The sequence below is a fragment of the Roseateles sp. genome (assembly GCF_965262435.1).
Lineage (GTDB): Bacteria > Pseudomonadota > Gammaproteobacteria > Burkholderiales > Burkholderiaceae_C > Paucibacter_A.
Map to the genome: position 1 here is coordinate 5,459,900 of NZ_OZ253537.1, position 17,171 is coordinate 5,477,070.

Consider the following 17,171-nt stretch of genomic DNA (forward strand, 5'->3'; position numbering starts at 1 on the left):
GCGAAGCTCCAGACGACGGAAGTCGTCGCGGCGATGGGAAAGGGGGATCAGCAGCCGTCGCGGAACGCCATCGAAGAGCGCGGTCCGGTGCTGTTCTTGTACTTGCCGTCGTAGAGCGTGATCTCGCCCTTGGGCACCCAGAACGAGACCTGTCCAAGCTTCATGCCGCGCCGCAGGATGATCGGCAGCGTGGCGTAGAGCTGAAACGTGATCTGTCCCTTGGAACCGATGTCGATGAGGTCGGCGGTGACGTGCACGAACAGACCCAGGCGTGCGATCGAGGAGCGCGCGTGGATGATCGGCACGAAGAAGTCGCTGCCGACGATCTCCCTGCTGTGCCCCAGCACGAAGTCGCCTCGCTCCAGGCGGCAGGTGCCGTCCTCGTTGAACAGGACCGGTCGCGTCTGCGGCGCGCGGCGCGGATCGAGGACCGGGTCGACGTAGGCGATGAGGTCGTCCCCCAAGGTCAGGTCGTACGAGTTGGTCGTGATGCTCTCGTGATCGAAGGGCGACAGGAGGATGCGTCCGCTGGCGCGCTCGGAGGCGATTTGGGTGCCGGTGAGGATCATGCGAAACCTGCGCTTTCCTTGGAACACTGCGGCCGGTTGAAGCGGCTGTAGCCATGGCGGTAGAGGTCGGCCTCTCCGGAGGCGGTCCAGAAGGAGATCTGGCCGATGCGCATGCCCGGATACAGGATGATGGGCCGCGCGGCGACGAGCTCCAGGGTCCAGGCGTGGCAGGACCCGATATGGCCCAGGTTGGCCGACACCTGCAGGAACAAGCCCAGCCGTCCGATCGAGCTGCGCCCGATGAGCGACATGGCGAACTCGTCGCTTCCCAGCACCTCGACCGTGTGGCCGAGATAGGTCTTTCCCGGCGCCAGTTCGTAGCCGCCCTCGGGGATCAGGTGCTCGACATAGTCGTAGCACCCCGGATCGTCCGGCCGGTCCACGGGCGCGAGCAAGGTCGCGCCGAGGCGGTAGTTGTAGCTGTTCGGGTTGAGCTGATCCAGGCGGAACGGATCGATGGTGATCCGTCCGCTCTCGACCTGCCTCCTGATCTCTTGTCCTGTCAGAATCACAAGTCTTCTCCCTGATTTCTCTCCTCCGGGGCCGGGCCGCGTCTGGCGCGGCCGGCTGCCGTCAGAGCACGATGTTGAGCATCTTCGGCGGGTCTCCGACGAGGATGGCCTTGCGCACGGCCCGGCCGGCCGCGAGATGGCGCAGGCGTTCATTGCCCTCCAGCAGCCTCTGCGCGATCTCCTCGCCGCTCATTCCGGCGAACGCTTCGGACGACTCGAGCACCAACGCCTTCTTCCCGTTGAAGGAGACGACCAGCGGCACGGTCTCCTCGGGGATGTCGTCGGGGGGCACCGGCCAGGCGCTGCTGAAGATCCCGGCCCCGGTGCCGCCCAGGCGCTCGAAGAGCTCCTCGGCCATGTGCGGAGCGAACGGCGCGAGCAGGTGCACGAGATTCATTAGCGCGGCGCGCGGCACGGCCGGGAATTTCTTCAGCGCGGCAACCGCCTTGATCAGCGCGGCGACGGCGGTGTTGAATCGCATGCCGGCGATATCGTCGGTGACCTTCACGATGGTCCGGGCCACCACCGCCTCGATGTCCTTGCCCGACGCCGGGTCGACGGTCGCGTCCGGCAAGCTCGAAACGCAGAGTTCCCAGAAGCTGGCAAGGAACCGGTACATGCCCACCAAACCCGCCGAGGACCATTCTTTGTGCGCCTCCAGAGGGCCTAGGTAAAGGATGTGTAGGCGGAAGGCGTCGACGCTGAAGTCCGCGAAGACTTCCTCTGGCGCGATGCCGTTCTTGTAGCGCTTACCCATCTTGCCGCCGACGATTTCCAGTTCGGCGCCAGTGTCCTTGTGCCGAGCCACGCGTGTCGCGCCCTGCTGCTCGACAACCACGTCGTGGTAATCGACATAGAACCCGCGGTCGTCCTTGTAGGCGTCGGCGGTGATCATGCCCTGGTTGAATAGGCGCTTGAACGGCTCGCAAGATGACACCTCACCGATGTCGTACAGGAACTTGTGCCAGAAGCGGGCGTACAGCAGATGCAGCACCGCGTGCTCGGTGCCGCCGACATACATGTCCACGAATCCGCGAGCGGCGTGTTCGCCTTCGCGCCCGCCCCAGTAGGCCTGCGCCTGATCGCCGATCGCCGCGGCTGGGTTCGCCGGGTCGGCGTAGCGCAGGTAATACCAGCAGGAACCTGCCCAGTTCGGCATCGTGTTCGACTCGCGCCGGAAGCGGCGCACCGGCCGGTCTCTGCCGTCCTGCGACACAGTCGTCCCGACCGGCGCCTCCACCGGCAGGACGCGGCCGTCGTCCAGCACGACGCCGTTCAGGTGCAGCCACTCCGAGGCCCGCGCCAGAGGCGGCTGGGGTTCGGACTCGGGCGGCTGGTTGGTCTCCGGCTCGAAGTTGACGAGGTCTGGCAGACGCACCGGCAGCACCGATTCATGAAGGGCGTGCACGCGGCCATCCTCGCCGTGCACGAGAGGGAACGGCTCGCCCCAGTAGCGTTGACGGCTGAAGAGCCAGTCCCGCAGCCGGAAATGGACCTGCCCGGTGCCGGCGCCGACCCGTTCGACTTCGCGGATTGCCGCCGCGTGCGCCTCGCCCAGCATCTGGCCGGGCGTCGCGCGCAACAGTGTCGCGCTGGCATCGAGCAGGGGGACGTTCTCCTCGGTGAAGGCGGCGTTGAAACCGAGGCAGTGCTCGAGGTAAGCGGCGGCGAGGGCGTCGTCCGGGAGCGTCGCCAGATGCGGCGCATGCTCGCGTAGCCAGGCCTGGGGCGGAACGACCACCGGGCGCGCGTCGAGATCGTATTTGCGGGCGAAGGCGAAGTCGCGTTCGTCATGCGCAGGCACGCACATGACGGCGCCGTCGCCATAGTCGGCTAGCACGAAGTTGCCGGTCCAGACGGAAAGCTCCTCGCCGGTAAGCGGATGCAGGGCGACCAGATCGGTCTTCGCGCCCACCATCTCGTCCGCGTCGACGCCGGACGTTGCGGCGAGCTTGCTCGCATCCGGGGCCAGCGGATGATCCGGGGCAATCACGATCGCGCGCACGCCGGGCAGCGTCGCAGGTTTGGTCGTGTAGATGGACAGGGTGTCGGCGCGGCCCCGGAGCGCGAAACGGATGGTAGCGCCTTCCGAGCGGCCGATCCAGTTGCGCTGCATTTGCACGACGCCCTCCGGCCATTCGACGTGCCGCAGGTCCGCGAGTAGGCGCTCGGCGTAGGCGGTAATTTTCAGCACGACCTGCTTGAGCGGACGTCTATGCACGGGGAAGTCACCGCGCTCGCTGCGCCCGTCCTTGGTCACCTCCTCATTGGCGAGGACGGTGCCCAGTCCGGGGCACCAATTGACGGGCTCCTGGGCGATCTGAGCCAGTCGGGCCGCGTCCAGCGCCCGGGTCATCGCGGCCTCGTCGGGTCCGGCGCCTCCTTCGGACGCCGGCACGGGCGCCGCCTTGCCGTCCGCGTCGAGCGACCAGGCGCCGCTTTCGAGCAGGCTTCGCAACTCGCCCAGGGGGCGGGCCCGGCCGAGATTGTGCACGCCGTCAGGGCCGGTCCACTCGACGGTGGGGTCGTAGAAGCTGTCGTATAGCTTCAGGAAGATCCATTGTGTCCAGTGGTAATACTCAGGGTCGGTCGTGCTGAACTCGCGCCGCGGGTCCAGTGCGAGGCCCATCAGCCCCAGTTGCTTCTTGATCTGCGCGATGTTGTCTGCCGTGGTCTTGGCCGGATGCGTGCCGGTCTGCAGTGCGTACTGCTCGGCCGGCAGGCCGAAGGCGTCGTAACCCATCGCATGCAGCACGTTATATCCCTGCAGCCGGCGCGTGCGCGCCAGGACGTCCGTAGCGATATAACCGACGGGATGCCCCACATGCAGTCCAGCGCCGCTCGGGAACGGGAAGAAGTCGAGTACGACGTATTTCGGCTTGGACGGATCGAAACCCGCTTCACCGGGGTTCGGCGTCGCATACGTGCCGGCGGCAAGCCATCGATCGCGCCACTTGGCTTCGAATTCGTGGCAAATGGACTGGTAATGCATGGGGGCAGTTCGATTCAAAAGAGCTCGACGTATCGGTTGGGATATTGCTCCGCGGAGTAGCGCAGCACCAGTGTCGAATAGTTCTGGTACGGCCGGAGCAGGTTGGACACCCGCCGCACGTCGCGCAACCGGTTCATCATCGCGTCGATGACGGCTCCGTCCGTGACGCCGCGGATCTCGCAGGCGCGGGCGATTGTCGCCTCACAATAACGCTCCACCTCGTCCTCGGGTTCCACGTTGATCTCGAAGCGTTGCTCGTACATGAGGTCGAGCCCGCGATACAGCGCCATGACTTCGTCGTAACCCGTGTTGGTCGGGTCGATTCCGAAGACGTCGCGCGCCTGCCGCATCAGCGACTGCGGCACCGGGCGGGTGACCCAGAACGGGGAGGCGAGCACGTAGCCGCCATCCTTCAGCTGCCCCAGAAGGCTGCGTAGCGCCGAAGGAGGATCGCGGAAGAATTTCAGTCCGCCGCCGACGGCGATGTGGGTGAAACGTTCGTCGGACGCGTATTCGACGGCGTCCATGTTTACGTACGTGAGGTCGGCTTGCGGCGCGTAGCGCTCGGCATTCCAGCGCGCCATCTCGATCGCCGTGGGCGACAGGTCGACGCCGACAGCCGCGCAGCCAGTCAGCCGGGCGAGTTCGCGGGACTGGAAGCCGGTGGTGCAAGCGGCCTGCAGCACGCGGGAACGGTCGTCCACGCGGCCGTAGATGGCCCAGCGGCTGATGGTGTCGTGCGCCCCCGGCAACACGTTCCACTGGTTGATGAAGCCGACGAAGTCGGGATAGTTGAGGGCGTCGATGTAGGCCTTGGTGATCATGCGATGTTTCTCCCTTTGCTTTCGTTGCGACCCTGGGGGTCGTCTGGTGGTCGATGGTGTGCGCGTGCCAGTCGCGTAACCCTCACGGCAGCACGCGGATCGGACGCGTTGCGACGGCGACCTCCGATCCCACGAAATATATCAGGACAAGGTAATAGGTGCCCGGGGCGCTGGCCTTCGGGATTTCTAGCGTGAAGGCCCGCTTGACGCTCGCCGCAGCGCCCGGGCCGATCACGACATGGCCCGGTTCGCAGCGCGCGTCGACCCAGGGGATGCGGCCCTCGATCGCCAGCGACGCAATCAGCGGGCGTCCCGGCGGCAGGTCTCCCATCTGCTCGATCCCCACGACGATGGCGCGGCCGCGCGGCACCTCGTCGGGACAGAGGATGCGCAGCGTCGGCATGTCCGCGGGCGCGTCCTGCACGATGGAGCAACGCGGGCAGTACAGGTGCGCGCGGCGCATGTCTGGCCGCTCGACCGCTTCGACGATCACCTCCTCGGACGCCGTCCTGCAGTTGGGACACACGCAGCCGTCGCGACGCCCGACCGACTTGAACGCGGCGCCGTAAGTTTCCGCGAAGTAGAAGCGCATGCCCCACTTCGGGAATGTGTCGAGCGCCTTCACGATCGCCTTGCTCGCTAAGCTGTGCGCGCCGGCCAGCATCGCCGCCCGGCTGCCGTAGGGCCGCTGGAGCTGGTTGGCCGCGGCGGGGATGTCGAAGGCGCTCTTCAGCAGTTCGGCGCCCTTGGACACACCCTCGAGCAAGGTCCGGAGTGCCTCGTCAAAGTGGTCGACGCGGCCAGCATCCAAGCGCCGGGACCGGGACGTCTGATGGATGGCGCCCATCCACTGCAGCAGTTGTTTGCCGCGCCCGAAAGCCAGGATCTCCTGGCGCAGCCGCCGGGTGGTGTGCGGCGAGGCCTTGACCGCGAGTTCGACCGTGCGGCCTTCGAGCGAGGCCGTCGAGAACACCGCGCAGCGCAGATCCCGGCCGTCGGCGTAGACGCGTGCCAGGACCTCGCCGGTGAAGGCATCGGCCAGCTCTTGCGCGCCGTTCTCCCCCGGACCGAGCACCCGAAGATCAAGCACGAGGTCCGTGTCTCCCGCCAGGTAGCCTGCGGCCAGTGTCGGCATCAGCGCGGACAGCTCGATGTCTACGGCATGGGCGGACCAGTCCCGCAGGTGGACGACGCGTCGCGCCTCGTCGCCAGAGATATCGATGCACGCCTCTGCCGGACGCGGCGCGGCCAGCCGCAGCGCCGGATCGCCCAGCAGCACGAAAGTCGGCGTCGACCCCGTCAGGCCGACATGCAGGGCCGACAGGCGCCGGGTCGCCTCACCCAGCGGCACGCCTGACAGTGCGGTCGCGCCGTAGAACGCCGGGATCCAGTCCGGCGTAGCGGTGACCTTGGTGGTCGAGAGATAGCTCGTCGCGAGCGCCCCAAGCGCCCCGCGCGCGAGGGACAGGTCCGCCGAGTAGATGCCGTCCGAGGCCGCGATCCCGCCGCAGGTCACCACGAACAGCAGATCGGCATTGATCCGGTCCACCGGCACCCTCAGCTTCTGACCGATCTGCTCACGCGAGCAATGGCCGGCCGACTGGCAGAAGTGAGGTCCGCGGCCGCGTGCCGGCGCGTCCTCGGTCAGCCCGCACAATACGGCGCCGACGTTGAGCGTGACATCGATGTTGCCGCCGTGTCCCTTGATCGCGAGAAAGCGGTGGCGGTCGCGGACCTGCCGCGCCAAGGCGTCCGGGTCGAGGTCCGCGCCGTCGAGTACCTGCAATGCGTCCGAGGTGTTCTCGGAGGAGAAGCTCGCGCCTTCCACCACGCAGCGGAACGGATGCGCGATGCCGACTTCCCGATGCGCGGCCACGATCTTGGCGATTGCTCGCGACAGGCCCGCCGCGTCGTCCGCGCAGATCAGGCCGAGCGCGCCCTCGCGCGCCCGGCGTGCCCACCGGTCGAGCGCCGCGGCGTCCATCCGGTCCCAGGTCTGGAGTACACACAGCGAGGCGCCCCCGGAGGAGGTAGCCAACGCGTCGACCGCCGCCTCGTCGGCGCCGTGCACCAGTTCGCGACCTGTCAGCGCCGCCAGCAGGCTTGCCATCGGGGCGTGGGCGGGGTCGAGAAAAACCACGATCCCGAGTGCAGCAACCTCGGCCGACCTCGTCGCTGGCCCTCCGTCGCATCGACAGACGTCCTCGATACTCGTATCGATTCGCCTATCGAAAACCCCATGGATTGATTTCCAGGCCGCCCAAGAAGAGCTTTTCACCAACTCCACATAGGGAATTGGAAATTTATCGAGGCAAACCCTGCAGGTCGTCTGTCGCAATAACCAGGCAACGACGCCACGATATTCGGTGACGTCAGCCAATCCGCTCATGAACATATCAATCGGCGCTCAAAAGTTCTTTGTAATCAATACGATAAAAATAATATCGACTTACTCCACGAGCATCGATACAACTTCCGAAACATCGGCCAGTGTCGTCTGCATAAACAATTGGCGGACAGGGATGGAAACTCTGAACGCAGACCTGATTTTGGCGGCGACCCGGGGAATGTCAAGAGAAGTTCCACCCAATGAGAAGAAATTATCAGACATGCCTACGCGCTCCAACTTCAACACGTCGCACCAAATCCCGGCCATGACTTTGTCAATATCTGAAACCGGCTCGACATACTCGATCCCGGAGGCCGGACGCGAGAGCTCGGGGACGGGCAGGGCGGCCCGGTCGAGCTTGCCGTTGGCGTTCAATGGCAGGGCCGGCAGCAGCACCCAGGCTGCGGGCACCATGTGCGCTGGCAGCCGGGCCTGCGCCGCCAGCGTCAGCGCCTGGGCTGAGGGCGCCGCCCCCGCCGCGGCCACCACGTAGCCCACCAGCCGCAGGTCCGTCTCGTCCGGCCCGCTCCCCAGCACCGCGACCTCGCTCGCCAGCCCCGTCTCCAACACCGCCTGCTCCACTTCCGCCGGCTCCACCCGGAAGCCCCGGATCTTGAGCTGCTGGTCGATGCGCCCCATGTACTCAACCACCCCGCGCTCATCCATGCGCGCCAGGTCCCCGGTGCGGTACATGCGCGCCCCCGGCGCCCCGTACGGGTCCGCGATGAACCGCTCCGCGGTCTGTCCGGGCCGGTTCAGATACCCCCGCGCCACGCCGCCCCCGCCGATGTAGAGCTCCCCGGCCACCCCGGCGGGCACCGGCTCCAGCGCCGCGTCCAGCACGTACACCCGCATGCCCGCCATCGCGCGGCCCAGCGCCATGCGCTGGCGCGTCACCTCGTCACCGGTCACCTCGCCGGCCACCGCCCCGATGGTGGCCTCCGTCGGCCCATAGTGGTTGTGGATGCTCAGCCCCTCGCGCCGGCACCTCGCCACCAGCTCCGCCGTCAGCGGCTCCCCGCCGAAGACCAGCCGGCGTCGCGGCAGGAACCCCGCTGCGTCGCGTCCGCTCATCAGCGCGGCGAGGTGCGACGGCGTGATCTTCAGGCAGTCCACCCGCCACCTCGCCATCAGCTCGGCGACCCGCTCCGCGTCCAGCTGCGCCTGGGGCTCCAGCAGGCATAGCGTCCCGCCCGCGCTCAGCGCCAGGAACAGCGTCGTGTTGCCCAGGTCGGCGAAGAAGGGCGAGGCGTACAGGTAGATCATCCCCGGCTCGATGCCCAGCCGCTGCGCCGCGGCCGCCACGTAGCGGCTCAGGTTGCCCCGGGACACCATCACCGCTTTGGGCTGTCCGGTGGAGCCCGAGGTGTAGATGCAGTACGCCAGCTGCTGCGGCGAGCCCTGCTCCCCCACGCGGTTCACCGGCCCCTGCGTCCACCCGGGCTCGCCGTCGTCCAGCGCCAGCGTCACCCCCTCGTGAACCGGCAAACGCTCGCGCAGGTGTTGCTGCGTCAGCACCACCCGAACCCCCGCGTCGCGCAACTGCGCACTCAACCTCGGCCCAGGATGCTCCGGATCCATCGGCACATACGCCGCTCCCGCCTTGAGCACCCCCAGCAGCGCCACCACCATCTCCAGCGACCGCTCCATCGCAATGGCGACTCGCGACTCAGCCCTCACCCCGTATGCCTGGTGCAAGCGCCACGCCACCCGGCTCGACCACTCGTCGAGCTCCCGGTAGCTCAACGTGCGCCCCCCGCAAACCACCGCCACCGCCTCCGGCGTGCTTGCCGCCTGCGCCTCGAACAACTCATGCACCCCGCGCTCGTCCTGCGCTAGCTCTCCGGGCCCCTTGCCCACCGCCAGCACATGCTCCCGCTCCAGCTCCGACAGAACCTTTAACCCGCCTACCGCCCCCTCCGGATCCGACACCGCCGACGCCAACAGCGTCTGGAACTGCTCCGCCATGCGTAGCATCGTGGCCCGGTCGAACAGATCCGCATCGAACAGGAGCACGGATCGGATCGACTCGCTGCGGTCTGACACGTTCAGCGACAGGTCGTACTTAACGCGCTCACGCAGGCCGGCGAGGCCGCAGCTCTCGATACCGGGCAGCACGAGCCGCTGGTCCGCCGCATCGCTCATCCCCAGCATGACCTGGAACAACGGTGAATGGCCGGCGCCGCGGTCGGGCTGGAGTTCCTCGACGAGCTTCTCGAACGGCAGGTCCTGATGCGCGTCGGCATCGAGCACGCTCGCGCGCACCCGGCGAAGCAGTGCATCGAAACGCTCCGCCGGATCCAGCTTCACGCGCAGCACCAGCGTGTTGACGAAGAATCCGATCAGCCCCTCGAGCTCGGGCCTCGTGCGGCCCGCGCTGGGGTACCCCAGGCAGAAGTCGTCCTGGCCCGAGTGCCGCTGCAGCACTACGCTGAACGCGGCCGCGATCACCATGAACAGGCTGCATTGCTCGCGTCGCGCAAGCTCCCGCAAGGCGCGCACTACGTCGGCTCCGAGCTCGAACTCGACCTGCCCCGCGGGCCGCTCCGACCTCACCACCCGCGGCCGGTCCAGCGGCAGCGCCAGCAGCGGCGGCGCCCCCGCGAGCGCGTCGCGCCAGTACGCCAGTTGCTCCTGCAGCGCCGCTCCCCGCAGCCAGTCCCGCTGCCATTCGGCAAAGTCCGCGTACTGCACCGGCAAGTCCGGCAGCCCCGCGTCGCTCCCGTCGAGCGCGGCCCGGTACAGCGCGCCCAGCTCCCGCATCAGTACGCCCCCCGACCAGCCGTCCGAGACGATGTGGTGCACGGTCAGCTGCAGCACATGCACCTCCGGCGCCAACCGGTACAGCCGTGCCCGCAGCAAGGGCCCACGCGCCAGATCGAACGGCCGTGCGGCCTCTTCGTCCAGCTTGCGGCGCAGCGCCGCCTCGTCACCGTCCTCGATGGGCTCGACCCGAGGCGCCACCGACAGCCCCGGCGCGATCACCTGCACCGGCGCGCCGCCCTCGGCCTCGAAGGTCGTGCGCAGCACCTCGTGCCGCGCCACGATGGCGTCCAGCGCCAGGCCCAGCGCCCGCTCGTCCAGCAGTCCCTCCAGCCACCAGGCCTTCGGGATGTTGTACAGCGCCGTCCCCGGCTCGTACTGGTCGAGGAACCACAGGCGCTGCTGGCCGAACGAGGGGCGCACACCGAACTCGCCGGATGAACGTCGGCGCAAGGGCGGCAACGACGTGGCGGTGCCGGCGGACTCGCGCTCGGCCGATAGAAGCGACGCCACCGTCGGTGTCTCGAACAGGCTGCGCAACGCAATCGTCAGGCCCAGGGAGGCACGGGCACGCGCCACGACCCGGGCGGCCAGCAACGAGTGACCGCCAAGTGCGAAGAAATTGTCGTGAACGCCGACCCGCCCGACCTGGAGCACGTCGGCCCAGAGGGCCGCCAGCGCGGCTTCGGCGGTGGTGCGCGGGGCGACGTACAGGTCCGGCTCCGCCCGGTGCGAGAAATCCGGCGGGGGCAGCGCGCGGAGGTCGAGCTTGCCGTTGCCGTTCATGGGCAGGTCGGGCAGCAGGACCCAGGCCGTCGGCACCATGTAGGCGGGCAGCCGGGCCTGGGCGGCCAGGGTCAGGGCTTGCGGCGTCGGCGATGAGCCAGACGCAGGCACGACATAGGCCACCAGGCGCCGTTCATCCTCGCGCTCACCATGGCCCAGCACGGCCACCTGCCTCGCCAAGCCAGACTGCCGTACCGCCTGCTCGATTTCCGCCGGCTCGACCCGGAAGCCACGGATCTTCAGCTGCTGATCAGCACGACCGAGGTACTCGATCGTGCCGTCATGGGCCATTCGCGCCAGGTCGCCGGTGCGGTACATGCGGGCGCCCGGCGGGCCGAAGGGGTCGGCGATGAAGCGCTCGGCGGTCAGCCCGGGCCGGCCCAGATAACCGCGGGCCACGCCGGCGCCGCCGATGTGGAGTTGACCGGCCACGCCCGCAGGCACTGGCTCTAACGCGACATCCAGCACGTAGACCCGCATGCCGGCGAGAGCGCGACCAATCACCGGACGCGACGAGCTGTCGTCGATGGCGGCGCAAGTCGCATCCACGGTGCATTCAGTGGGACCGTAGACGTTGAAGGCCCGCACGCCCACGTCGCGCAGCGCGACGACCCGCGCCCAGAGCCTGGCGTCAACCGCTTCGCCGCCCAGCAGCAGCCGCTCCGGCCACGCCCGCGGTTCGTGGACCTCGAGCAGCGCGCGCAGCATGGACGGCGTCACGTCGAGCGAGGTGATCTCGTGACGGACGAGCCAGCGGCGCATGGCCGGCGGATCCAGGCGAACCTCGGCGGGCACGATGTACAGACCATCGCCGCGCAGCAGGCGGGTCCACTGTTTCACCGACGAATCGAAGGCGAAGGGCGCATTCATCGTCACGCGACGTGGCGCATGCGTCGCCTGTGGTCCGTCGATGGCAGCCTCCAGGGCCATCAACAGGTTCGACACCGAGGCATGGGTGACCCGCACGCCCTTGGGTTGCCCGGTCGAGCCGGAGGTGTAGATCACATAGGCTTCCCGCGCCTCGGCGGCGCGGGGCGTCGCATCGGATGGGGGATCCGTAGCCGGGCCTCCCAGCCACGGGGCGGAGTCGTCCTCGAGATCGAGCACAGCCGGTCCCTCAACGCTCGTCGACGCCGCCAGGCGGGAGCGCGAGGCCGCGTCGCAGATGAGCACCCGGGCGCCACAGTCGTCGAGCATGCGCGCCAGACGTTCCGGTGGATGTTCCGGATCCTGCGGCACAAAGGCAGCCCCCGCCTTCATCGCCGCGAGCAAGGCCACGATCTGCCCTGATCCCCGGTCCATGCGGATCGCCACGTAGTCCCCCGGACCGATGCCATGCGCCGTCTTCAACCAGTGCGCAACCCGGTTGGCCTGCGCGTTGAGAGCGCTGTAGCTCAGGCGCGTCCGGTCAGAGACCACCGCGATGGCTTCCGGCGTGGCGGCGACCTGTGCCTGGAATTGCTCGTGGAGCAGCACCCCGCCGCTGCCGCCGGCCGTCGTCCCGGAGCCGGCTTCCAGCCGTTGGCGGCGCTGCTTCGGCGTGAGCAGCCGCAGGTCCCGGACGGACGCGTCAGGTCGGGCTGCAACGTCCGCCAGCAAGGTTTGGCACTGCTCGGCAATGGCCGCCACTGTGGCGTGATCGAACAGGCAGGCGTTGTAGACCAGCGTGGCTGAGAGTGTGTGCTCGCGCATCAGGAACTCGGCCGACAGGTCGAATTTCGAGACCTGCTGCCCGTTGCGGATGCGGGTGGCCGAGATCCCGGGCAGCGCCAACTGCATATCGCCCGTTCCGCCCTCCAGGGCGTAGAGGCTCAACATGACCTGGAACAACGGTGAATGGCCGGCGCCGCGGTCGGGCTGGAGTTCCTCGACGAGCTTCTCGAACGGCAGGTCCTGATGCGCGTCGGCATCGAGCACGCTCGCGCGCACCCGGCGAAGCAGTGCATCGAAACGCTCCGCCGGATCCAGCTTCACGCGCAGCACCAGCGTGTTGACGAAGAATCCGATCAGCCCCTCGAGCTCGGGCCTCGTGCGGCCCGCGCTGGGGTACCCCAGGCAGAAGTCGTCCTGGCCCGAGTGCCGCTGCAGCACTACGCTGAACGCGGCCGCGATCACCATGAACAGGCTGCATTGCTCGCGTCGCGCAAGCTCCCGCAAGGCGCGCACTACGTCGGCTCCGAGCTCGAACTCGACCTGCCCCGCGGGCCGCTCCGACCTCACCACCCGCGGCCGGTCCAGCGGCAGCGCCAGCAGCGGCGGCGCCCCCGCGAGCGCGTCGCGCCAGTACGCCAGTTGCTCCTGCAGCGCCGCTCCCCGCAGCCAGTCCCGCTGCCATTCGGCAAAGTCCGCGTACTGCACCGGCAAGTCCGGCAGCCCCGCGTCGCTCCCGTCGAGCGCGGCCCGGTACAGCGCGCCCAGCTCCCGCATCAGTACGCCCCCCGACCAGCCGTCCGAGACGATGTGGTGCACGGTCAGCTGCAGCACATGCACCTCCGGCGCCAACCGGTACAGCCGTGCCCGCAGCAAGGGCCCACGCGCCAGATCGAACGGCCGTGCGGCCTCTTCGTCCAGCTTGCGGCGCAGCGCCGCCTCGTCACCGTCCTCGATGGGCTCGACCCGAGGCGCCACCGACAGCCCCGGCGCGATCACCTGCACCGGCGCGCCGCCCTCGGCCTCGAAGGTCGTGCGCAGCACCTCGTGCCGCGCCACGATGGCGTCCAGCGCCAGGCCCAGCGCCCGCTCGTCCAGCAGTCCCTCCAGCCGCCAGGCCTTCGGGATGTTGTACAGCGCCGTCCCCGGCTCGTACTGGTCGAGGAACCACAGGCGCTGCTGCGCGAAGGAGGTCCGGAAGCGGTCGGTCATGGGTCGATGAAGGACAAAGGAGCGCGTGGTCGCGGACGGCCTGGCCGATCAGCTTGCGGCGGTGGAAGCGGAGGACATGCCGCGCAGGCTGGCTGGCGTCATGTCCGTCCAATGGGCGTCGACGTAGGCCAGGCTCTCCGCCTTCGTCCCCGCGCCGGTCCGGGCTTCCCACCCCGCCGGAACGGGCCGGCCGGCCGGCCAGAGCGAGTACTGGCCTTCCGCATTAATGACGACGATGAACTGGTCCGATTCCATTCAATTTATCCCTTCAGAGATGGACATGGGTGATGCGCCGTTGCGGGCGCGTCGTTGAATCGTGGGAGGGGCTACGGCAGCCGGGCTTTCTGCGGCGGTCCGGTCGAGCAGTTCGGCCAGCGCCTCGAGCGTGGGCGCCGCGAACAGGTCCTTCATGGTCCATTGCCGGCCAAGACGCGCGTTGACGCGTCCAATCATCTGGACCACGAGCAGCGAGTGCCCGCCGAGCGCGAAGAAGTTGTCGTGGACCCCGACTCGCTCGATCCGGAGCACCTCGGCCCAGATTGCCGCCAGCGCCGCTTCCGTGGGCGTGCGCGGCTCGACATACTCGATCCCGGAGGCCGGACGCGAGAGCTCGGGGACGGGCAGGGCGGCCCGGTCGAGCTTGCCGTTGGCGTTCAATGGCAGGGCCGGCAGCAGCACCCAGGCTGCGGGCACCATGTGCGCTGGCAGCCGGGCCTGCGCCGCCAGCGTCAGCGCCTGGGCTGAGGGCGCCGCCCCCGCCGCGGCCACCACGTAGCCCACCAGCCGCAGGTCCGTCTCGTCCGGCCCGCTCCCCAGCACCGCGACCTCGCTCGCCAGCCCCGTCTCCAACACCGCCTGCTCCACTTCCGCCGGCTCCACCCGGAAGCCCCGGATCTTGAGCTGCTGGTCGATGCGCCCCATGTACTCAACCACCCCGCGCTCATCCATGCGCGCCAGGTCCCCGGTGCGGTACATGCGCGCCCCCGGCGCCCCGTACGGGTCCGCGATGAACCGCTCCGCGGTCTGTCCGGGCCGGTTCAGATACCCCCGCGCCACGCCGCCCCCGCCGATGTAGAGCTCCCCGGCCACCCCGGCGGGCACCGGCTCCAGCGCCGCGTCCAGCACGTACACCCGCATGCCCGCCATCGCGCGGCCCAGCGCCATGCGCTGGCGCGTCACCTCGTCACCGGTCACCTCGCCGGCCACCGCCCCGATGGTGGCCTCCGTCGGCCCATAGTGGTTGTGGATGCTCAGCCCCTCGCGCCGGCACCTCGCCACCAGCTCCGCCGTCAGCGGCTCCCCGCCGAAGACCAGCCGGCGTCGCGGCAGGAACCCCGCTGCGTCGCGTCCGCTCATCAGCGCGGCGAGGTGCGACGGCGTGATCTTCAGGCAGTCCACCCGCCACCTCGCCATCAGCTCGGCGACCCGCTCCGCGTCCAGCTGCGCCTGGGGCTCCAGCAGGCATAGCGTCCCGCCCGCGCTCAGCGCCAGGAACAGCGTCGTGTTGCCCAGGTCGGCGAAGAAGGGCGAGGCGTACAGGTAGATCATCCCCGGCTCGATGCCCAGCCGCTGCGCCGCGGCCGCCACGTAGCGGCTCAGGTTGCCCCGGGACACCATCACCGCTTTGGGCTGTCCGGTGGAGCCCGAGGTGTAGATGCAGTACGCCAGCTGCTGCGGCGAGCCCTGCTCCCCCACGCGGTTCACCGGCCCCTGCGTCCACCCGGGCTCGCCGTCGTCCAGCGCCAGCGTCACCCCCTCGTGAACCGGCAAACGCTCGCGCAGGTGTTGCTGCGTCAGCACCACCCGAACCCCCGCGTCGCGCAACTGCGCACTCAACCTCGGCCCAGGATGCTCCGGATCCATCGGCACATACGCCGCTCCCGCCTTGAGCACCCCCAGCAGCGCCACCACCATCTCCAGCGACCGCTCCATCGCAATGGCGACTCGCGACTCAGCCCTCACCCCGTATGCCTGGTGCAAGCGCCACGCCACCCGGCTCGACCACTCGTCGAGCTCCCGGTAGCTCAACGTGCGCCCCCCGCAAACCACCGCCACCGCCTCCGGCGTGCTTGCCGCCTGCGCCTCGAACAACTCATGCACCCCGCGCTCGTCCTGCGCTAGCTCTCCGGGCCCCTTGCCCACCGCCAGCACATGCTCCCGCTCCAGCTCCGACAGAACCTTTAACCCGCCTACCGCCCCCTCCGGATCCGACACCGCCGACGCCAACAGCGTCTGGAACTGTCGCAGCATCGATGCTGCGAGATCCCCGTCGAGGGCGGCGCGCTCATGGGCCAGGCGCACGACCACCGACTCGCCGCTGTCGTCGACCTCGATCTTCAGTTGGTTCTTCGCGTGCAGGACGGGCACGTGCGACACGCGCAGCACCGCCTCGCCGCAGCGCATGTCCTGCCGGGCGAGCCTCTGATAGTTGAATGCGATCTGCATCAACGGACCCTGGAGGTCCTGGCGGCTGCGCTTCAGCGCCCGGACCAGGACGGGGAACGGAAGCTGCCGCTCGTCGAGCAGGTCGAATAGGCCCTCGGAAGTCGACGCTAGTAGGGACGACAGGCTCTTGCGGGCATCGATGCGCGCGCGCAGGATCCCCAGGTTGGTCAGATATCCGATCGCGCGGTCGGTGCCGGGGGCGTCCCGGTTGCTGACCGGCAGGCTGATGCCGAAGTCCGTCTGGCCCGTGTTGCGCCAGACGAGCAGTTGCGTGACCGCCAGGTAGACCGCGGCCGGATTCACGCGCCGCTCCGCGCACACAACCCGTACCGCTTCGACCAGGGAAACGGGCAGCTCGAGTTCGAGCTCGCCTGCCAGGCCGGTCCCTACGAGGCTAGGCGCTGGATCGCGCGCTGGCCATTCGACGCGCGCGGGCAGATCGCGCAAGCGCTGCACCGCCTCGACGCACAGGTGACGTCCGGCGTCGCCCTGCAGGAAGGCGGACTCTCGGTCCGCCAGTGCCTGCGCCGATGGCGGATCAGCTTCCGCCGCACTCCGTGTCAGGGCGGCGGCGTCACCCAGCTCGTCCAGGAAGACTTGCAACGAAGGGCCGTCGAAGACCAGATGCGCGAACGTCAAAACGAGACCCTGCCGGACCGAGCCGTCCGGCGACGTCCACGACGTGAGAACCGCGCGGAACAGCGGCCCTTGCGTGTCATCCAGCGGCACCGCGCGCTCCCGCAGGGCGATGTCCGGAAGCGCGCCCTTGCACGTCGACAGCACCTCAGTGGCGGGGGCGTCCTCGTCGACCTCGAAGGACGGCGTGCCGTCCTCGACGACGACGCGGGCACGGAGCAACGGATGACGACGCGCGACCGCGTCGAGCCGCGTCGACAGCGCGATGGCGTCCAGCCGGCCCGACACGACGTTGCAGGCTATGACCACGTTGTAGGCGGTGCTCACGCTGCGGTCCGTCTGGCTCAGGAACCAGATGCCCTGCTGAGCAATCGTCATCGGAAACTTCATCTG

General features: G+C 68.7%; 8 protein-coding genes. All 8 read right to left on the bottom strand.

Going from position 1 to position 17,171, the window contains the following annotated elements:
• Positions 1–47: 47 nt before the first annotated feature.
• The gene (gene dcd, locus ACQY39_RS23460) at positions 48–569 is read right to left on the bottom strand and encodes a dCTP deaminase (protein ID WP_428510413.1); all 522 of its coding nucleotides are present in this window, start codon (positions 567–569) and stop codon (positions 48–50) included.
• Positions 566–1,081, bottom strand: coding sequence for a dCTP deaminase (locus ACQY39_RS23465; RefSeq protein WP_428510415.1), 516 nt, complete (start codon positions 1,079–1,081; stop codon positions 566–568). The genes dcd and ACQY39_RS23465 overlap by 4 nt, the downstream gene beginning before the upstream one ends.
• A gap of 61 nt (positions 1,082–1,142) precedes the next feature.
• Positions 1,143–4,073: a class I tRNA ligase family protein gene (locus ACQY39_RS23470; protein ID WP_428510417.1), complete on the bottom strand. Its 2,931-nt coding sequence runs from the start codon at positions 4,071–4,073 to the stop codon at positions 1,143–1,145.
• Between the two features lie 14 nt (positions 4,074–4,087).
• Positions 4,088–4,897, bottom strand: coding sequence for a class I SAM-dependent methyltransferase (locus ACQY39_RS23475; RefSeq protein WP_428510419.1), 810 nt, complete (start codon positions 4,895–4,897; stop codon positions 4,088–4,090).
• Positions 4,898–4,979: 82 nt separating this feature from the next.
• The gene (locus tag ACQY39_RS23480; protein ID WP_428510421.1) at positions 4,980–7,007 is read right to left on the bottom strand and encodes a hypothetical protein; all 2,028 of its coding nucleotides are present in this window, start codon (positions 7,005–7,007) and stop codon (positions 4,980–4,982) included.
• A gap of 339 nt (positions 7,008–7,346) precedes the next feature.
• Positions 7,347–13,697, bottom strand: a complete 6,351-nt coding sequence (locus ACQY39_RS23485) for an amino acid adenylation domain-containing protein (protein ID WP_428510423.1) — start codon at positions 13,695–13,697, stop codon at positions 7,347–7,349.
• Positions 13,698–13,745: 48 nt separating this feature from the next.
• Entirely contained in the window at positions 13,746–13,952 is a 207-nt protein-coding gene (locus tag ACQY39_RS23490) for an MbtH family protein (RefSeq protein ID WP_428510425.1), read from the bottom strand.
• The gene (locus ACQY39_RS23495; protein ID WP_428510427.1) at positions 13,953–17,168 is read right to left on the bottom strand and encodes a non-ribosomal peptide synthetase; all 3,216 of its coding nucleotides are present in this window, start codon (positions 17,166–17,168) and stop codon (positions 13,953–13,955) included. It lies immediately after the preceding gene.
• Positions 17,169–17,171 lie beyond the last annotated feature (3 nt).

Excerpts from the sequence above, each read along its gene's own strand:
- dcd (WP_428510413.1), bottom strand. The coding sequence starts at position 569 with ATGATCCTCACCGGCACCCAAATCGCCTCCGAGCGCGCCAGCGGACGC.
- ACQY39_RS23470 (WP_428510417.1), bottom strand. The coding sequence starts at position 4,073 with ATGCATTACCAGTCCATTTGCCACGAATTCGAAGCCAAGTGGCGCGAT.
- ACQY39_RS23475 (WP_428510419.1), bottom strand. The coding sequence starts at position 4,897 with ATGATCACCAAGGCCTACATCGACGCCCTCAACTATCCCGACTTCGTC.
- ACQY39_RS23480 (WP_428510421.1), bottom strand. The coding sequence starts at position 7,007 with ATGGCAAGCCTGCTGGCGGCGCTGACAGGTCGCGAACTGGTGCACGGC.
- ACQY39_RS23485 (WP_428510423.1), bottom strand. The coding sequence starts at position 13,697 with ATGACCGACCGCTTCCGGACCTCCTTCGCGCAGCAGCGCCTGTGGTTC.
- ACQY39_RS23490 (WP_428510425.1), bottom strand. The coding sequence starts at position 13,952 with ATGGAATCGGACCAGTTCATCGTCGTCATTAATGCGGAAGGCCAGTAC.
- ACQY39_RS23495 (WP_428510427.1), bottom strand. The coding sequence starts at position 17,168 with ATGAAGTTTCCGATGACGATTGCTCAGCAGGGCATCTGGTTCCTGAGC.